Origin of the sequence: Campylobacter concisus, from assembly GCF_002912425.1 — a bacterium.
GTDB lineage: Bacteria > Campylobacterota > Campylobacteria > Campylobacterales > Campylobacteraceae > Campylobacter_A > Campylobacter_A concisus_AH.
The window spans coordinates 1-16,302 of sequence record NZ_POYR01000111.1 but is presented as its reverse complement, the minus strand read 5'-3'; the positions used below and the strand labels follow the sequence as shown (position 1 = coordinate 16,302).

At 39.4% G+C, this 16,302-nt stretch carries 12 protein-coding genes and 6 tRNA genes; 9 read left to right on the top strand and 9 right to left on the bottom strand.

The features are described 5' to 3' along the window. Positions 1-16 precede the first annotated feature (16 nt). Positions 17-2,458 carry a molybdopterin-dependent oxidoreductase gene (locus CYP84_RS05640; RefSeq protein ID WP_103636935.1) on the top strand — a complete coding sequence of 814 codons (2,442 nt, stop codon included), beginning with the start codon at positions 17-19 and terminating at the stop codon, positions 2,456-2,458. Between the two features lie 1,580 nt (positions 2,459-4,038). Here CYP84_RS05640 and CYP84_RS05635 read toward each other — a convergent pair. The 7 genes from CYP84_RS05635 to CYP84_RS05605 all read right to left on the bottom strand — a co-directional run bounded on the left by CYP84_RS05635 (position 4,039) and on the right by CYP84_RS05605 (position 5,698). After that, positions 4,039-4,123, bottom strand: a tRNA-Leu gene (locus CYP84_RS05635). Between the two features lie 14 nt (positions 4,124-4,137). Beyond that, positions 4,138-4,214: transfer RNA gene (locus CYP84_RS05630), tRNA-Arg, on the bottom strand. 15 nt (positions 4,215-4,229) lie between these two features. Beyond that, positions 4,230-4,306: transfer RNA gene (locus tag CYP84_RS05625), tRNA-Arg, on the bottom strand. A gap of 6 nt (positions 4,307-4,312) precedes the next feature. Then, positions 4,313-4,389: transfer RNA gene (locus tag CYP84_RS05620), tRNA-His, on the bottom strand. 9 nt (positions 4,390-4,398) lie between these two features. Then, a tRNA-Pro gene (locus CYP84_RS05615) sits at positions 4,399-4,476 on the bottom strand. 166 nt (positions 4,477-4,642) lie between these two features. Further along, complete coding sequence (locus CYP84_RS05610; RefSeq protein ID WP_103636934.1) at positions 4,643-5,113, bottom strand: type II secretion system protein; 471 nt, start codon at positions 5,111-5,113, stop codon at positions 4,643-4,645. Positions 5,114-5,233: 120 nt separating this feature from the next. Then, the gene (locus CYP84_RS05605; RefSeq protein ID WP_103636933.1) at positions 5,234-5,698 is read right to left on the bottom strand and encodes a type II secretion system protein; all 465 of its coding nucleotides are present in this window, start codon (positions 5,696-5,698) and stop codon (positions 5,234-5,236) included. A 150-nt stretch (positions 5,699-5,848) separates the two neighbouring features. Between CYP84_RS05605 and CYP84_RS05600 the strand changes: the two genes are divergently transcribed. Together CYP84_RS05600 and CYP84_RS05595 are read left to right on the top strand one after the other, a co-directional pair. Continuing rightward, positions 5,849-6,712: a cytochrome-c peroxidase gene (locus CYP84_RS05600; RefSeq protein WP_103636932.1), complete on the top strand. Its 864-nt coding sequence runs from the start codon at positions 5,849-5,851 to the stop codon at positions 6,710-6,712. Next, the gene (locus CYP84_RS05595; RefSeq protein WP_103636931.1) at positions 6,705-9,122 is read left to right on the top strand and encodes a bifunctional diguanylate cyclase/phosphodiesterase; all 2,418 of its coding nucleotides are present in this window, start codon (positions 6,705-6,707) and stop codon (positions 9,120-9,122) included. Before CYP84_RS05600 ends, CYP84_RS05595 begins: the two co-directional genes overlap by 8 nt. A 211-nt stretch (positions 9,123-9,333) precedes the next feature. Here CYP84_RS05595 and CYP84_RS05590 read toward each other — a convergent pair. After that, positions 9,334-9,408, bottom strand: a tRNA-Glu gene (locus tag CYP84_RS05590). Positions 9,409-9,473: 65 nt separating this feature from the next. On the opposite strand from CYP84_RS05590, the gene CYP84_RS05585 reads away from it, so the two are divergent. The 6 genes from CYP84_RS05585 to CYP84_RS05560 all read left to right on the top strand — a co-directional run bounded on the left by CYP84_RS05585 (position 9,474) and on the right by CYP84_RS05560 (position 15,806). Beyond that, entirely contained in the window at positions 9,474-9,944 is a 471-nt protein-coding gene (locus CYP84_RS05585; RefSeq protein ID WP_103574123.1) for a hypothetical protein, read from the top strand. Further along, positions 9,941-10,792 carry a deoxyribonuclease IV gene (nfo, locus tag CYP84_RS05580; protein ID WP_103636930.1) on the top strand — a complete coding sequence of 284 codons (852 nt, stop codon included), beginning with the start codon at positions 9,941-9,943 and terminating at the stop codon, positions 10,790-10,792. The genes CYP84_RS05585 and nfo overlap by 4 nt, the downstream gene beginning before the upstream one ends. Beyond that, positions 10,789-12,021 (top strand): OmpP1/FadL family transporter, encoded by a 1,233-nt coding sequence (locus tag CYP84_RS05575; protein WP_103636929.1) that lies wholly within the window; start codon positions 10,789-10,791, stop codon positions 12,019-12,021. Before nfo ends, CYP84_RS05575 begins: the two co-directional genes overlap by 4 nt. An 8-nt stretch (positions 12,022-12,029) precedes the next feature. Then, the gene (locus CYP84_RS05570; protein ID WP_103636928.1) at positions 12,030-13,697 is read left to right on the top strand and encodes a fatty acid--CoA ligase; all 1,668 of its coding nucleotides are present in this window, start codon (positions 12,030-12,032) and stop codon (positions 13,695-13,697) included. After that, positions 13,697-15,430, top strand: coding sequence for an ATP-binding protein (locus CYP84_RS05565; RefSeq protein WP_103636927.1), 1,734 nt, complete (start codon positions 13,697-13,699; stop codon positions 15,428-15,430). Before CYP84_RS05570 ends, CYP84_RS05565 begins: the two co-directional genes overlap by 1 nt. 133 nt (positions 15,431-15,563) lie before the next feature. Continuing rightward, positions 15,564-15,806, top strand: a complete 243-nt coding sequence (locus CYP84_RS05560) for a hypothetical protein (RefSeq protein WP_103636926.1) — start codon at positions 15,564-15,566, stop codon at positions 15,804-15,806. 114 nt (positions 15,807-15,920) lie between these two features. Here the strand turns inward: CYP84_RS05560 and CYP84_RS10755 are convergent, their stop codons facing one another. Continuing rightward, positions 15,921-16,061: a hypothetical protein gene (locus tag CYP84_RS10755; RefSeq protein WP_180996390.1), complete on the bottom strand. Its 141-nt coding sequence runs from the start codon at positions 16,059-16,061 to the stop codon at positions 15,921-15,923. Between the last annotated feature and the right edge of the window lie 241 nt (positions 16,062-16,302).

Here is a 16,302-nt window from a genome sequence, read left to right as displayed (position 1 = left end):
TCATAAGGGAGAAAATATGAAAAGACGAGATTTTATAAAATTTTCTGCACTTGCTGCCACAGCGGCACAAGCAAACAAGATAGAAGGCGTGACAAAGACCATCTTTGACCAAAACAAAACCTTTGGCGCAAATAGATTTGGGCTATTTTGGGCAAATACCAACTCAAACCAAATCGTATCTGTTGATCCATTTGATGGCGATAAATTTCCAAATACCATGAACAACAGCTTGCCAGACCTCATCCAAAACGAAAGCCGCGTGCTCTATCCATACGTAAGAAAGAGCTACCTAAAGGCAAAAGGCGCAGCAAAGAGCGAGCTTCGTGGCAAAGAGGAATTTGTGCGTGTTAGCTGGGACACAGCGCTTGATCTAGCAGCAAAAGCCTTAAAAGAAAATTTTGATAAGTATGGCCCTGAGAGCATCTACGGCGAGTGCTACTGGTGGGGCGGTAGCGGCAAGATCAGCTGGGGTAGGACTGTTGGTCACAGGATGCTAAAAGTGCTTGGCGGATATGTAGAAGAGAGCGGCGACTACTCAACGGGTGCTGGCCTTGTTATCATGCTTCACGTCCTAGGCAACAGCGCCGTTTATGATGCTCCGACAAAGTGGGAGGCTATCGCTAAAAACGCTAAAAATGTTGTATTTTGGGGCACTGACCCACTTGTAACTGATCAAATTTCATGGCAGCCACCAACACATGATGGCTATCTTGGCATCAAAAAGATAAAAGAGGCAGGCATAAAAACTTATAGCGTTTGCGTCTTTAAAAACGACACCACAAGATACCTTGACTCTGAAGCTATCATCGTTCGTCCAAATACCGACGTAGCAATGATGCTTGGCATGTGCCACTATCTATATGAAAACAAGCTTTACGACGAAGAATTTATCAAAAAATACACAGTTGGCTTTAATAAATTTAAAGACTACCTACTTGGTACAACCGACAAGGTGGTAAAAGATATCAACTGGGCGAGCAAAATTTGTGGTGTAAAAGCTGAGGATATCGCTAAATTTGCAACAGCGCTTGCAAAAGAGCCAAGTGTCATCATCGCAGGCAGGTCGCTTCAAAGACAAGATCACGGCGAGATGGGCTTTTGGGGCATAGTAACACTTAGTGCGATGCTAGGTCAGATAGGCAAAGAGGGTCTTGGCTTTGAGTTTAACCTCTACTACTCAAATGGCGCTACAGACAAGATCGCTCCGTCACTAAAAGGCATCAGCACTAGCATAAGCGAGAAATACGACAACGTAGATGGCGCTCCTTGGAAGAAATTTAAAAACGTCACCATCCCATCTTCAAGATCGATCGAGGCTTTGCAAAACCCTGGCAAAGAGATAGACTATGACGGCTCAAAGATCAAGCTACCACACATGAGAGTGGCTTACATGGCATCTGGATCGATGTTTACAAGACATCAAGACGTAAATAACGCCGTAAAAGCGTGGCGTAAATTTGACACCGTAATAACCGCTGAGCCATTTTGGACAAGCACAGCAAAACTAAGCGACATCGTCTTGCCAGTAGCCCTTGAAGTCGAGAGAAATGACATCAACCAAAGCGTGCCTACAAACGAGTACATCGTGGCTTACAAACCTGTCGTAGAGCCTATGGGCGAGAGCAGGAGCGATTACTGGATCTGCTCACAAATCTGCAAACGCTGGGGCAGAGAAGAGGTCTTTACAGAGGGCAAAGATGAGCTTGGCTGGGCGAAAGAATTTTACGCAGACGCAGCCGAGCAAGCTAAAGGCATAAATGTCAAGATGCCAAGCTTTGATGAGTTTTGGAAAGAGGGATATGTTAGATTTGAGCAAGATGACGAAGCGAGCAGATACTACACAAGACTTAGCGCTTTTAGAGAAAATCCTCACAAAAACCGCCTAGGCACGCCATCTGGCAAGATAGAGCTCTACTCTCCAACTATCGCTAAATTTGGCTACAAAGACTTTGCGCCGCACTTTGCTTGGATCGAGCCGTTTGAGTGGCTTGGCAGCGAAAAAGCCAAAAAGTATCCATTTAGCGTCACAACACCACACTCAAGATACCGCCTCCACTCACAGCTAAATAACTCAATAATCAGAAACTACGCTGAAGTATGCGCTAGAGAGCCAATGCTCATAAACGTAAATGACGCCAAAGCAAAAGGCATAGCAACTGGCGACGTGGTGAGAGTATTTAACGATAGGGGCGAAATTCTGGTCGGCGCGCTAGTCACTGACATCATCCCAGAGCACGTCATCGCCATCTGCGAGGGTGCGTGGTACGATCCTGAAGTGCTAGGCGAAAAGAGCCTTTGCAAGCATGGCTGCGTCAATGTCTTAACTCGCGACAAGGGCACATCTAGCATCGCTCAAAGCAACTGCGGACACACGATCCTTGTAAATTTAGAAAAATATAAAGGCGAGATCAAACCAATCACTGCATTTTCTAAACCAAAAATTTTGCAATCTTTGTAGAATTTATATAAATTTAGCCCTCGCTTGGGGGCTAAATTTGATCATTTGCTGTTTTTAATCAAAATCATCTTGTGGCTTAAATTTGACCCATAGTTAGTCTAATCAACCTGCCCTAAGGCGCTAAATATCACTTAATAGAAATAACAACTGGCGCTAGAATTTATCTATGAAATCAAAATGATCACTACTAAATTTACATTTTCGTAAATTTAGGCGCGCTTTATCGCCTAGTTAAAAGATACGAAGCAAACAAATTTCTATATCTTTAAAAAGGCAAACTGCTATCTAAAGGCGCTTTTAGATCAAGCTGATTGCTGAGTAAATTTCTAAGCAAGTGTAAATTTGGCTAAAAATTTGCTAGTAAAATTTTAGATTTAAGTCCGATACGACTAAATTTCATCGTAAATTTTCATGCTGCTAAGTTTTTTCGTTAAATTTAATTAGAGCAGAGCAAATATAGCTAGCTCGATTGTCGCTAGTTCTCAAAATACTGCCACCAGCTCAAGGCAACCATTTTTCTAACAGCCCAAATTTATAATTAACTCTGTTTTTACTCTTTAAATTTAGCTCAAGATACAAAATTACTAGTAGAATTTGGCTTCAAAAATGTTTAAATTTAGGCGCAAATTTCTATTTATGGTCAAATTTAGTAAGCGCTTATCAACCGTAACTCCTACACCCCCCCCATTTTTTCATTAACACGTGCCATTAGGGCATTGCCAACAAATCCACAAAAGAAAGATATTTCACAGATAGCTTAAATTTACTGCCTTCATTGTAAATTTACTCTCTTTTTAAACATCACAGCTTCTAGAATTTAAGCCACAGCAAACAAATTTAGCCATAAATTTCTATCTTATTTTGTTTTGCAGTTAAATTTAGTGAGGCATATCAAATATAACCAACTTTACGCTACATTTGATAAACCTTGCCTTCATGCAACCTATAAAAAACCGTTTTTACCCGATAATTTACCGCCCACATTTAAAATTTGGCTTATTTTATTATTTGAAATCACAACGTCTAAATTTTTAAATTTAAACCCAAAAAACTAGATTTAGCCCTAAATTTTTATGTTTTTAGACTTTACCACTAATTACTACAAATCGCACAAGAATATGCTTATCTAATGCCACAGCCTTAACGTTTTTAAATTTACGCCCAAAATGACTAAATTTAACCTCTAGATTTTTAAAATTTGTACCCAAATTTAGCAATAGCGCCTCGTCTGCAACCAACCGATCTTTCTATCCCGCACTGATCGATCTTGTTTAACCCAAAAGTGTATTATCAAACTCATCAAAAAATGGCTCAAAATTCTTATCAAGCCCGACCTTCGCACGTCTTCAAAAAACACAAAAATGGCAGACTCAACACTACCGCACTCGCCTTTGGTTTTTTATCATCTCTTTGTTTTAATGGCGTAAGAATTTGATCTATAAATTTTATAAATTTAAATTTTATAAATTTAATGAAAAGGATTTGATAAACGAAAATTTCTACTAAATTTTGACAAGTGAAATTAAAATTTTCTAATAAAAATTGAGTTTTTTGGGGATTTTAAAAAGATTTAAAAAAGATGGTGCGGATGAAAGGACTTGAACCTTCACGCCGTGGGGCACCAGATCCTAAGTCTGGCGTGTCTGCCAATTTCACCACATCCGCACAACAATAATAAGTGGTACGCCCATCAGGATTCGAACCTGAGGCCTACGGCTTAGAAGGCCGTTGCTCTATCCAGCTGAGCTATGAGCGCATAAAATCTTTCAAGTGGCGCGCCCGATAGGAGTCGAACCCATAACCTACAGATCCGAAGTCTGTCGCTCTATCCAATTGAGCTACGAGCGCCCAAAATGGGGTGAGTGATGGGAATCGAACCCACGACCCTCAGGACCACAATCTGATGCTCTAACCGACTGAGCTACACTCACCATTTAACATGGTCGGGGTGAAAGGATTCGAACCTTCGGCCCTCTGGTCCCAAACCAGATGCGCTAACCAGACTGCGCTACACCCCGCCTGAGTCGTGTTTGTAAGTTTATGCCACTACCTCATTAAAAAGTCGCATTCTATCTAAAAATGTTATTGTTGTCAAGAAAAAATTAGTTTTGGACTTTATTTTTATAAAATTTCAAGAATTAAGTGTAAATTTCAGACTTTAAAACTTTTGATAAAAATATCTAGCTAAAAAACGATGCGAACAGCACTAAAGCTGATATGAGCTGGCAATGCTCCTTGTGCTGGCTTTATCATGGTCTGGCTAAAGCGCTTAAATTCTGGAGCTTGCCAAAGCTTTTTGCATAAGCCTTGCTCACTGATATCTACTCCTAAGCAGCTTTGGTCTGCAGCAAAGAATTTTAATGAAATGCATCTTTCGTTTTTGGCAAAAAAGCCAAGATCGCCAGAGCTATCCACAATCCCAGCATTTGTCATCTCTTTAAATTTAACTTTATTGTTTGTAGTATCAAGGGCTAGTTTGCCTTGTGATACATAGTAGGCATTTATATCTTGTATGGCAACTGCTATATCTGTCATGGACTTTGCTAGTGCGGCGTCATCTCTTGTGGCGCTTATCCTTGGGATAGCAATAGCTGCTAATACACCAATAACGACTATTACAAAGATGAGCTCTATCATAGTAAAAGCTTTTTTCATTACTTCATCCTTGAATTTGAAGTTGCGAGATTATAGCTAGAATTTTTATAAATGAAAAATAAATTTTTAAGAAAAGTTTAAAGAAAGAGTGGCAAGGAATTTCCTTGCCAAGAGTAGAAATTATTTATTCCAGTCAATACCTATGCCGCCAAATTTTAAAAGCTTTTTATTATCACTAGTAGTAGTTAGGCTGTCATTAACACTTTTTAAGCCAGGTAGTTGCCATATGTCATTACATAGACCCGCTGTTCCGACCGATACCTCCAAAGCACCACTTGTAGCTGAAGGGCCTTTGACTTCAAAACAATTATCTGCTTTTGCCTTAACAGGATTTGCAACGTTTGTCATCGCAGCTATATCAATATCACTACTAGTAGTGCCGCCACTTGTAGTTTTTGTAGCAAATTTACCTTGTGAGGTGTAATATGCACCTAAATCAGAAATAATAGTCTGTATATTTGTAGCAACTTTAGCCTTCTCTGCATCATCCCTTGTTGCAGCTAGTCTTGGTATAGCGACTGCGGCTAATATGCCTAAAATCACGATCACGAAGATCAACTCGATCATTGTAAAACCTTTTTTCATGGTTCCTCCTTGAAATTTGTGTAATTTTTCGCGGATTATACAACATTTTTTTCAAAAGGCAAATAAAAACTAAATTTTTTACAATTTAGCCGATTTGGTAGTTATGAAAAAGAATTCCGCTATAATGACGCTCAAGAATATGGAGATTTTATGAAAAAAGTTTTATTTTGGATGGTAGTATCTTTTTGTATTTTGAGCGCAAATTCATCATTTGAGCCAGTGCTTTCATCAAAATATAACGAAAAACAAGCCTACATCGGCAAAAAGCTCTTTTTTGACAAAAGGCTAAGCACCACCGAAAACTATTCATGCGAAACTTGCCACAACTTATACTGGAATTTAAGTGGTACAAACTCATCTTACACTAGCCAAAAGGGCGTTATAAACCCGCCTAGCGTGCTAAATTCGGCTTTAAATTTTCTATTTTTTACTGATGGCAGAGTAAGAAGCTTAAAAGATCAAGTAAAAGAGTCGATAAATTCTAGAAATGAGCTAAATTCAAACAAAGATGAGATAGTAAAAAAGGTAAAAAGCATAGGCGAATATGGGATTTTGTTTAATGACGCATACGATGATGGTATAAACTACGAAAATATAGTAGATGCTTTGGTGGAATTTGAAAAGGCAGTTTTGAGCATTGATTCGCCATTTGATGAGTATCTAGCTGGCAATGATGACTCCATAAATGCTGAGGCAAAAAAGGGCTTTGAGCTCTTTAATAAAATAGGCTGTGTGGCTTGCCACAATGGTAGAAATTTAGGTGGAAATTTGATGCAAAATGTGGGCTTAAAAGATGCAAGTGAGAGCAGACGCCTCATGCGAGTGCCTTCGCTTAGAAATGTAGCAAGAACGGCTCCATATCTAAGCAGTGGCGAAATGAGCGATCTAAAAGAGGTCATAGGCTTTGTGAGCTATCATCAGCTGATCCACACACTAAGTAGCGAAGAGCTGGAGCAAATTTATAAATTTTTGCAAACACTAAATGGACGCAGACCTAGGATACTAAATGAATAAAAGACAAGCAAATATCATCTTAATCGTCCTAGCGATCGTCTTTTTCTTTAGCTCAGCTTACATCTATATGGCAAATAGAGCAGTTACTGCTGTTAGTAAATTTAACGATACGATCTTAAGCCTTATCTTGCTAGATAACGAGCTAAGCTTTAGCTTAGAAAATAACGTACTTCGCCTAAACTACGACGATGTAAATAAAAATTTAAGAAGTTTTGATCAAAATTTAACCAGACTTGATGAGCTAAACGAGATCATACATGTCTTTTACCAAGAGAAAAATGCCAAAACTTTAAAGGTCATAAACGACGACTTTTTAAAAAAACAAAGGCTTGTAGATAGGTCAAACTACGCTAGCTCATCAATGGCTGCTTATATCTTATCAGGTGAGTTTGAAATAGCATCAGAGAAGAAGCTAGATGCACTTAATGTGATATTTCACGCGATAAAAAGCTCAGCCATAATCAGCCCTGAGACGCTAAATCAAACAAAAGAGCAGATACAAAAATATAAAGATACCTACAAAAACGACACAAAAGCGATCTTGGTGCTAAATAAGGCAACTTACGCGCTTGAATTTGCAAAAAACATAAGCTCCATAGCTAAAGACTCTGTTGATCTAAAACTTGGACAAGAGCTAAGAAAATTTAGAGATGATACCCTAGCCTCTTACAGCATAATGATACGAAATATAGTGATAATGCAAGTGCTTTGTCTTATCAGCTTCGTGCTATTTTGCGCACTGACCTTTTACCAAGCAAGGGTGCTAACTAAACAGCTAAAGCAGATAAAACTACTAAAAACGACAGTGGATGCAGGACACAGCTCGATAGTCTTTTGCGACAATGACAATAAAATTTTATATGTAAATAAAACATTTGAGTCAAAAACTGGCTATAAACTAAAAGATGTTGTCGGCAAAAGTCCTAAAATTTTAAAATCAAATATGCACCCAGAGAGCTTTTACGCTGAGATAAGAAATGCTATAAATAAGCACATCTCATGGGAGAGCGACGAGCTAATAAGCAGGACAAAAAGTGGCAAACTGCTCTATGAGAAGGTGCGTTTTGCGCCATTTTTCTTTGAAGGCAAGCTAGAGGGCTACATGGCTATAAAGCTTGATAGGACGAAAGAGCTTAGCATGCTTAAAGAGCTAACTCAAAAAAATGAGCAGATAAAAATTCAATCCTCAATCGACAAGCTAACTGGCTTTGGCAACTACTTTGCCCTAACTGAGATGATAGAGGCGAAAAAAGATGGAATTTTGATCAGCATAAGCATCAAAAACTATAAGATGCTAAGATTTTTCTACCAAAACAAGGTCATCGAAGCCATGCTAAAAGCGGTGGCAAATACGCTAAAACTCTGTGTTGATACCTACTCTATAAATGCTGAGCTATTTAGGTTTCAAGATGATGCGTTTTACATCTGGTATCAAGGCGATGACATCGTTAGAGATATTGGCTTTATAAAAGAGTATTTTAACTTTAGCAGGATGAATATCGAGATAGATGGTAAATTTGAAAACCTACCTGGCATCAAGATAACTCTTGGCGTATCTTTATCAAATGACACACCGCAAACAAACCGCCTAATGCAGTCGATCCTAGCCAATCAACAAGCAAGTGATAGTGGCAACGAGATCTACTACTATCTCGAAAACGACGCGATCGAGATGAGATACTATAAAAACCAACTCATAACCGAACTCATCGAGTACGCCCTAGAAAACGATAAGGTGATAGTTGAGTGTCAGGGAATTTTTAACGTGCAAGAAAATGAGACAGAGGCAAAATACTACGAGGTTTTGGTGCGTATAGTCGATCAAAACGGCAAGATCCGCTACCCAGGTGAGTTTTTAGAGATCGCGATGAAAACGCAACTCTATCTTCAGATAACAAAAAAGGTGATCGCTCTAGCCTTTGATCTAGTGAAAAAATATCCAGACTATACATTTTCTATCAACCTTTCAAGCTCGGATCTAACAGATCCTGGTGTGAGAGAAATTTTAGATGAAAAACTAGAGAGTTGCCCGGATCCAAGTAGAGTTTGCTTTGAGATGCTAGAGAGCGAAGAGCTTAGCGACTACGCCATGGCAAATGAATTTATAAAAAGAGCTAAAAAATATGGATGTAAAATCTCAATCGATGACTTTGGCTCTGGCTACTCTAACTACTACCGAATTTTAGAGCTTGATATAGATAACATCAAGATAGATGGCTCGATCATCAAAAAGCTACCAACTGATGAAAACGCAAGAGTTTTGGTTGAAACTATCGTGAGCTTTGCTAGAAGACAAGGCTATAAGATCGTGGCTGAGTTTGTGAGCAACGAAGAAATTTTAGAGTATATAAAGAAATTTGGAATTTCGTATGCGCAGGGATTTTTGCTAGGCAAGCCACATCAGATGTAAATTTTGCAGTTACTTTAGAGCCTATTAAAAGGCTAAATTTAACTGCTTTTTACTTTTATACTCGCACAAAACCTACTTTTTAAATTTTGCTAGACGTGAAATTTGATCTCTTTTACAACAATTAAATTTAAGAATTTGTCTTTAAAAAAGCTGAAAATTTGGATTAACTAGATTTTAAAGCTTATGTGGATAAGATTTTGTCTTTTAGAAGTGGTGACCCATACGAGACTCGAACTCGTGTTACCGCCGTGAAAGGGCGATGTCCTAACCGCTAGACGAATGGGCCACGGTCGGTTATGAAGTTGGGATTATATTACTTTTTAACTTAAATTTACATAAAAGGACAAATCGTTGAAGAAATTTTCACTTGTTTTATTATTTGCTCTCATTTTTTCAGGCTGTGTTGCGACTAAAACACCGCAAAGATCGCAAGCTTTTCAGGTAACTTTATTTTCTCCTATGATAAAGATAAATGATGTTGGATTTTTTCACACATACAAAAATGATCTAAATTTGCAAATTTATAGCTCTGGCGTCAATACCGCAAATATCAATATAAAGGACAAAATTTGCGTAAATAGCGCTTGTTTTAAAAAGACTGAATTTAACGAGAAATTTTTTCTAGCGCCACATTATGAGAGCCTTTTTGAAGAGATTTTGCAAAGACAAAAAATTTATGACGGCAAAGATCTAAGCACCACAGAGTGCGGCTTTAGACAAGATCTAAGTTCTTATTTTATAAAATACGAAGTTTGCGATAACTACGTCAAATTTATCGATAGCAAAAATAAAATAAAAGTGATAATAAAAGAGTTAAAATGAGATACATTGGAGCTCACGTAAGTGCGGCTGGAGGCGTCTTTAACGCACCGATAAATGCTGCAAAAATAGGAGCAAATGCCTTTGCACTTTTTACAAAAAATCAGCGCCAGTGGAGCGCAAAAGAGCTGAGCGAGGGCGAGATAGAGCAGTTTAAAGCAAATTTAAAAGCCTCTGGCATAAGCGCCGATCACGTCTTACCACATGCAAGCTACCTCATAAATTTAGGCCATCCAGAAAAAGAGGCAAGAGCTAAGTCCCTTGAAGCCTTTATCGATGAGATAGAGCGAGCTAGCCAGCTTGGACTAAAGCTTTTAAATTTCCACCCTGGCTCACACCTAAAGCAAATAAGCCAAAACGAGTGCCTAGATAACATCGCTAGATGCATAAACGAAGCGCTAAAACGAACAAGCGGCGTAAAACTAGTCATCGAAAACACAGCCGCACAAGGCTCAAATTTAGGCTTTGATTTTGCGCAGCTGGCGTATCTGATCGAGCGAGCAGACGATGAGAGTAGAGTTGGCGTTTGCATCGACACTTGCCACGCATTTGCCGCTGGGTACGATCTAAGAAGCAAAGAGGCTTATGCTAAGACGATGGACGAATTTGATGCGATCATCGGCTATAAATTTCTATCTGGTATGCACCTAAATGATGCTAAATTTGGGCTTGGCTCAAAAAAAGATAGGCATGAGAGCCTTGGCAAGGGCGAGCTTGGGCTTGGCGCTTTTGAAAATATAATAAATGATGATAAAATAGGCGAAATTCCCTTGATTTTAGAGACGATTGATGAGAGTATTTGGGAAGATGAGATCAAAATTTTAAGAAACCTAGAAAAGGAAAAGCTATGAAAAGAGTGCTTTTAAGCATTGTTGCGACGTGTTCTTTATTAAATGCTGGGGGTTATAAGGTCCCTGAGCAAAGTGCTGATTCTTTAGGACTTGCTGCTAGTAATGTAGCCTTTAGTTTTGGGGCTGATGCGGCTTATTTTAACCCTGCAAATATGATGTTTTTAGACGGGCTTCACCATTTTGAAAGCACGCTTGGTTGGTTTCATATAAATTCCATCGACTTTAAAAGCGATGATGGCAAGAGCTACAGCTCAAAGAAATTTGACTCACTAGCTGGCACATTTAGCTTTGTAACGCCAGAAATTTATGAAAACTGGAGGTTTGGACTAGCCCTTGCCGTGCCTGCTGCTGTTGGCATCTCGTGGGAGGATCCAGAGACTGCTTTTACTGGCAAGAGGTTTAAACTACAAGTTGTCGAGCTAAATCCAACCGTAGCTTACCGCATAAATGACAAACTTGCCATTGCTCTGGGCGCTAGAGGCGTTTATAGCAAAGGCAAGATAGCAAGTGACTTTGGACGTTTTGGCTACAGAGAGATACAAGGCGATGGTATAAACTACGGCTACAACGTCGCTCTTACATATAGACCTACCGAGGAGCTTAGCTTTGCGGTGACTTACCGCTCGAAGGTAAATTTAGAGCTTAAAGGTAGCGCTGATGCTGATTTTAACGGACAGCTAGCGCCTATAAGCTATCATGGCAAAACAAAAGTTGAGATCCCTCTACCTGCTCAGCTAGTGCTTGCGACTGGATATAAATTTAGCGACTTTACCCTTTTGCTAGCTTTCGAGAGGACTTACTGGTCTAAATTTAAAGATTATGACTTTGAATATGACGACAAGACGGCTATTCATTCACACCACCCTGCTTTTAAAATGTTTATGGACGATCCAGTCGTTAAAAACGCAAAGGATACAAACACATATAGGATAGGCCTTGCTTACGACGTAAATGAAAAACTTAGACTAATGGCTGGCTTTTCATACGATGAGGATATAACTAGTGGCGAACACACTGGCTTGGAGCTTCCAAACACCACCTCTCAGGCATATTCGTTTGGGGCAAACTATAAATTTACGCCAAATTTAGAGCTAGGACTAGGCTATCTCTATCAGCACCGAGACAAAAAACGTGCGACAGATATAAAAACTGGCACCGGCTCAATGTCTGGCGAATTTGACGCAAGTAGCGTCCAGATAGCTGCAATGACATTTAAATACTCTTTCTAGGGCTAAAAATGCAATACTCTTATAATAATTTTTATGAAATTTTGACCAAAGTAGCAAAGCAGAGTCCAAACCAGATAGCGACCTTTGATGAAAAAGAGAAGCTAAAATACCACGAACTAAAGCAAAACGTCGATAAAGTGGCGGCTTACTTGCAGCTTTGTGGAGTAAATTTTGGCGATAAAGTGGCTATGGCGGTGGCAAATTCGAAAGAATTTATCATCTCATACCTCGCCATCACGGCTATCGGCGCGGTGGCAGTGCCGATGAACACCTTTTTAAAGACAAATGAGTTTGAGTATATCTTAAACGACTGTGGCGCAAGGGTGCTTTTTGCCTCCAGCTCGCTTGCAAAGGAGCTAATCGCACTTAGTGAGCTTGAAATTTTAAGAAAGATCATCTGGATCGGTCAAACACCAAAAAAACTTCAAAGTGCCTCAAAAGACGACTATGTAAGCGTTGATGAGGAGTATGGCGAGAGTGCCTATCTATCTTCAACTCCACAAATTTCAAAAGAGGATATGAGCAAGGGCTATGAAAATAACGGCGTTGTAAAAAATGTAAATTTCAGCGAAGCGCTAAATCACAAATACACCCTAAGCATCACAAAATACCCTAAAATAGACGATCTCATGCACATCATCTACACCTCAGGCACCACAGGCAAGCCAAAGGGTGCGATGATAAGCTATAAAAATATCTTCTCAAACGTCATCGGCGCGCACGAGCGTTTTAAGGTTAAAAAAAGCGATAGATTTATCGTATTTTTACCGATGTTTCATAGCTTTACACTCACAGCGATGGTGCTTTTGCCGATATATGCGGGCGCTTCGATGGTGCTTGTAAGATCAGTCTTTCCATTTTCAAATGTGCTAAAACAGACGCTGCTTAAAAGAGTCACTGTATTTTTGGGCATCCCAGCCATCTACACAGCCATCGGCAAGGCAAAAATTCCTTGGTATTTTAGATGGTTTAACCGCATAAGGCTATTTGTAAGTGGCGCTGCTCCGCTTGCTAAGCAAACGATTGATGATTTTAGAGTGAAATTCCCACGCGCGACACTCGTTGAAGGATACGGCCTTAGCGAATGCTCGCCAGTCGTAGCGGCAAATTTATTTGACAAGCAAAAGCTTCTAAGCGTAGGCCCTGCGCTAAATGGCTATGAGGTCAAGATCGTAGATGATGAGATGATGGAGCTACCAGTCGGCCAGATCGGCGAGATCATCGTAAAAGGCGACTGCGTCATGCAAGGCTACTACGGCATGCCAGGCGTAACTGATGAGACCATTATAAATGGCTGGCTAAAGACTGGAGACCTTGGCAAGATCGATGAAGAGGGCTTTATCTACATCGTTGATCGCAAAAAAGACCTCATCATATCAAAAGGCATAAACATCTATCCACGCGAGATCGAAGAGGTCATCTATAAGCTTGAAGCAGTCGAAGCTGCAGCGGTCATAGGAGTAAAGGACGTGCATGCAGACGAAGAGGTCGTCGCTTTCATACAGGTAAAAGATGGCATGGATCTTGATGAAAAGACGGTTAGAGAGTATCTAAAGAAAAATTTAGCAAATTTCAAAGTGCCAAAGAGCATCTACTTTGCCGAGGAACTGCCTAGAAACGCAACTGGCAAGGTGCTAAAACGTGTGCTAAAAGAGCAGATAAAGGATAAAATTTAGTGAAGTATTTGCTTGATTTTCTAAACCAAGACCTCAAAAAAAGCAAAATTTACGAGCTTATAAAGTGTGGCGATGAAGAGGGAGAAATTTTAAAATACCTAAGCAAAGCCTACGTGCAAGGAACGGCTAGCATGAGCGTTTTTGAGCTACTTGGAGCTGTTTTTGGCACGCAAAACGACAAGCAGCTTTTATACCTTAAATTTATAAAAAATTTGCTGGGTAGCGGCTGGATAGTGCAAAACTACAGCCTCTTTAAGATGCCAGAGAACTCGCAAAAAAGCTCTAACCAAGGGCTGCTTTCGCTACTTCACTCTGAAATTTCACTCTCTAGCACATTTTTAAAGATCCTTGAAGATGGCAACGCTGATATAAATTTACCAGAGCTTACGCCTTATGAAGATCATTTGGAGTATTTAAAAGATCAGTTTTTAAAGATAGAGCTTTACTCAAAGGCTGCGATATTTGAAGGTGGCTCAAATGACGCTAAAAAGCGCATAAACGAGCAAATTTCTGAGCTTACAAAACGCATAAACGAGCGTGTAAAACTAAGCAAGATCAGCCTAAAAATAGAGCAAATTTTTAAAGAAAATTCGCTTGATGAAAAAGAGGAGATCATATTTTTAGCCCTTTTAAAAGAGGAGTATGCGGGCGACTTTGAAAATGGTCGCGACCTAAACACGCTAGTTGGGCTAATAAGCAAAGACGAGCTTGAGCGCATCAAAAATCGCACTCTTTTAGAGGACGGCTCAAGGCTCATCGAGGGCGCACTAATCGACTACGACGAGGTTTTAAACGCTTATGGCAACGTAAGCAAAAGTTTTTTTATAAACGAAGAAATTTTGCAAAGTATAATGCACCCAAAAAATGACAAAAACAGTAAGAAAATCAAGATAGAAAGCCTAGTAAAAGAGCAAGAAATTTTTGAGCTCATTGAGCCAGTAACTAGTCTAGAAGACGTCGTGCTAAACGAAAAGACAAAGCAGCTTTTAAGCACGATACTAAAGCAAGTCGATAAAAAAGTGCTCGCTAGACTAAGTAGCTGGGGCATAAAAACTAGGAAAAATATAGACGCCAAGATAATCTTTTACGGCGAGCCTGGCACTGGTAAGACGATGAGCGCCGTTGGGCTTGCAAAGAGCCTAAAGAAGCAAATTCTAAGCTTTGACTGCTCAAAAATTTTAAGCAAATATGTCGGCGAGAGCGAGCAAAATGTAAGGAAAATTTTTGATACTTACAAAGAAATTTGCAAAAAAAGTGGCAGCGAGCCGGTGCTCTTGCTAAACGAGGCCGATCAGTTTTTAAGCACGAGAGTGGAGAGCTCGAGCGGGGCTGAGAAGATGCACAATCAAATGCAAAATATCTTTTTAGAGCAGATCGAGCGCTTTGAGGGCGTGCTGATCGCAACGACAAATTTCTTACAAAGCCTTGACGTGGCGTTTTCTAGAAGATTTGACTATAAGATAGAGTTTAAAAAGCCTGATTATAACGGCAGGCTTGCCATTTGGCGTAAAATTTTGCCTGAAAATGCGAGCTTTGAAGATGGCTTTAGCGTAGAAAGGCTGGCTGAGTTTAACCTAAGTGGCGCGCAGATCGTCCTTGCGCTAAAAAATACTGCTTTGAAAGTAGCGATAAAAGATGATGGGATTTTCACCTTTGAGGACTTCAAAACCACGATAGAGCGCGAGCTAAACTCAAGCTTTGGCGAGGATAAAAAGATGGGATTTGGCTCTTAGGCCTTATCTTATTTTATAAATTTGACTTTGCTCTACACAAAACCGCTGGTTTGATAATAAATTTGCTTCACTCAATAAAATTTAGACGAGTTTCGCCGCTAAAAACATTAAAAGCGCGAGTTAAATTTAAACTTTGGCGATAAAAAATGCAGATGATTGCCGAGAGTGTGAAATTTTATTTTATACGGAGCATGCCCCTAAAAGCAACAGGGAAAGTGAGCTAAATTCGAGCTTTGATGAGAATGAAAAGATAAATTTTGCTCTTAGATTTTTAAAGTATGTTGCAGGTTTTATGCAACCACAAAGACAAAAGCGTGGATATCAAATTTGCCTTTATAGTCAAATTTACACAAAGCCTACCACTAAAAATTTATAGAAAATGCGAAACAAATTCGATCTTTGGGTTTTTCTCTTGTTTTTTAAATCTATGCTTTTGCTTCACGAGGCAAAGTCTAAATTATAGATACTCGCCAAACTAAACATGTAATTTTTAAATTTCCGCAAGAGCTACAGCAGCATAGACGCTATCCATAGGCTCTTTGTGTAAATTTAACTCGCTCGTCTGGCATAAATTTACTACTGCAACCTTTACAAACAAGCAGATGGTCTCAAATTTTAAAAATTTATCCACTCTGCAACTCCCGTTTAGGCGGATAAATTTTTACATAAGCTATTTTATCTATTGCGGACTTTTTACATTATCAACGATTGCTGATCTAAGTGTGAAATTTTGCTTTTTTATTAAATTTAAACTCAAAACTACAGCTTGGCAGAAGGCACTAGCATAAATTTACTACCACGTTTTTACAAACAAGCATTTTTAACAAAAATCCCAAAAATTTTAAATTTATCTCCCGTTTGAAGCGTGGGCG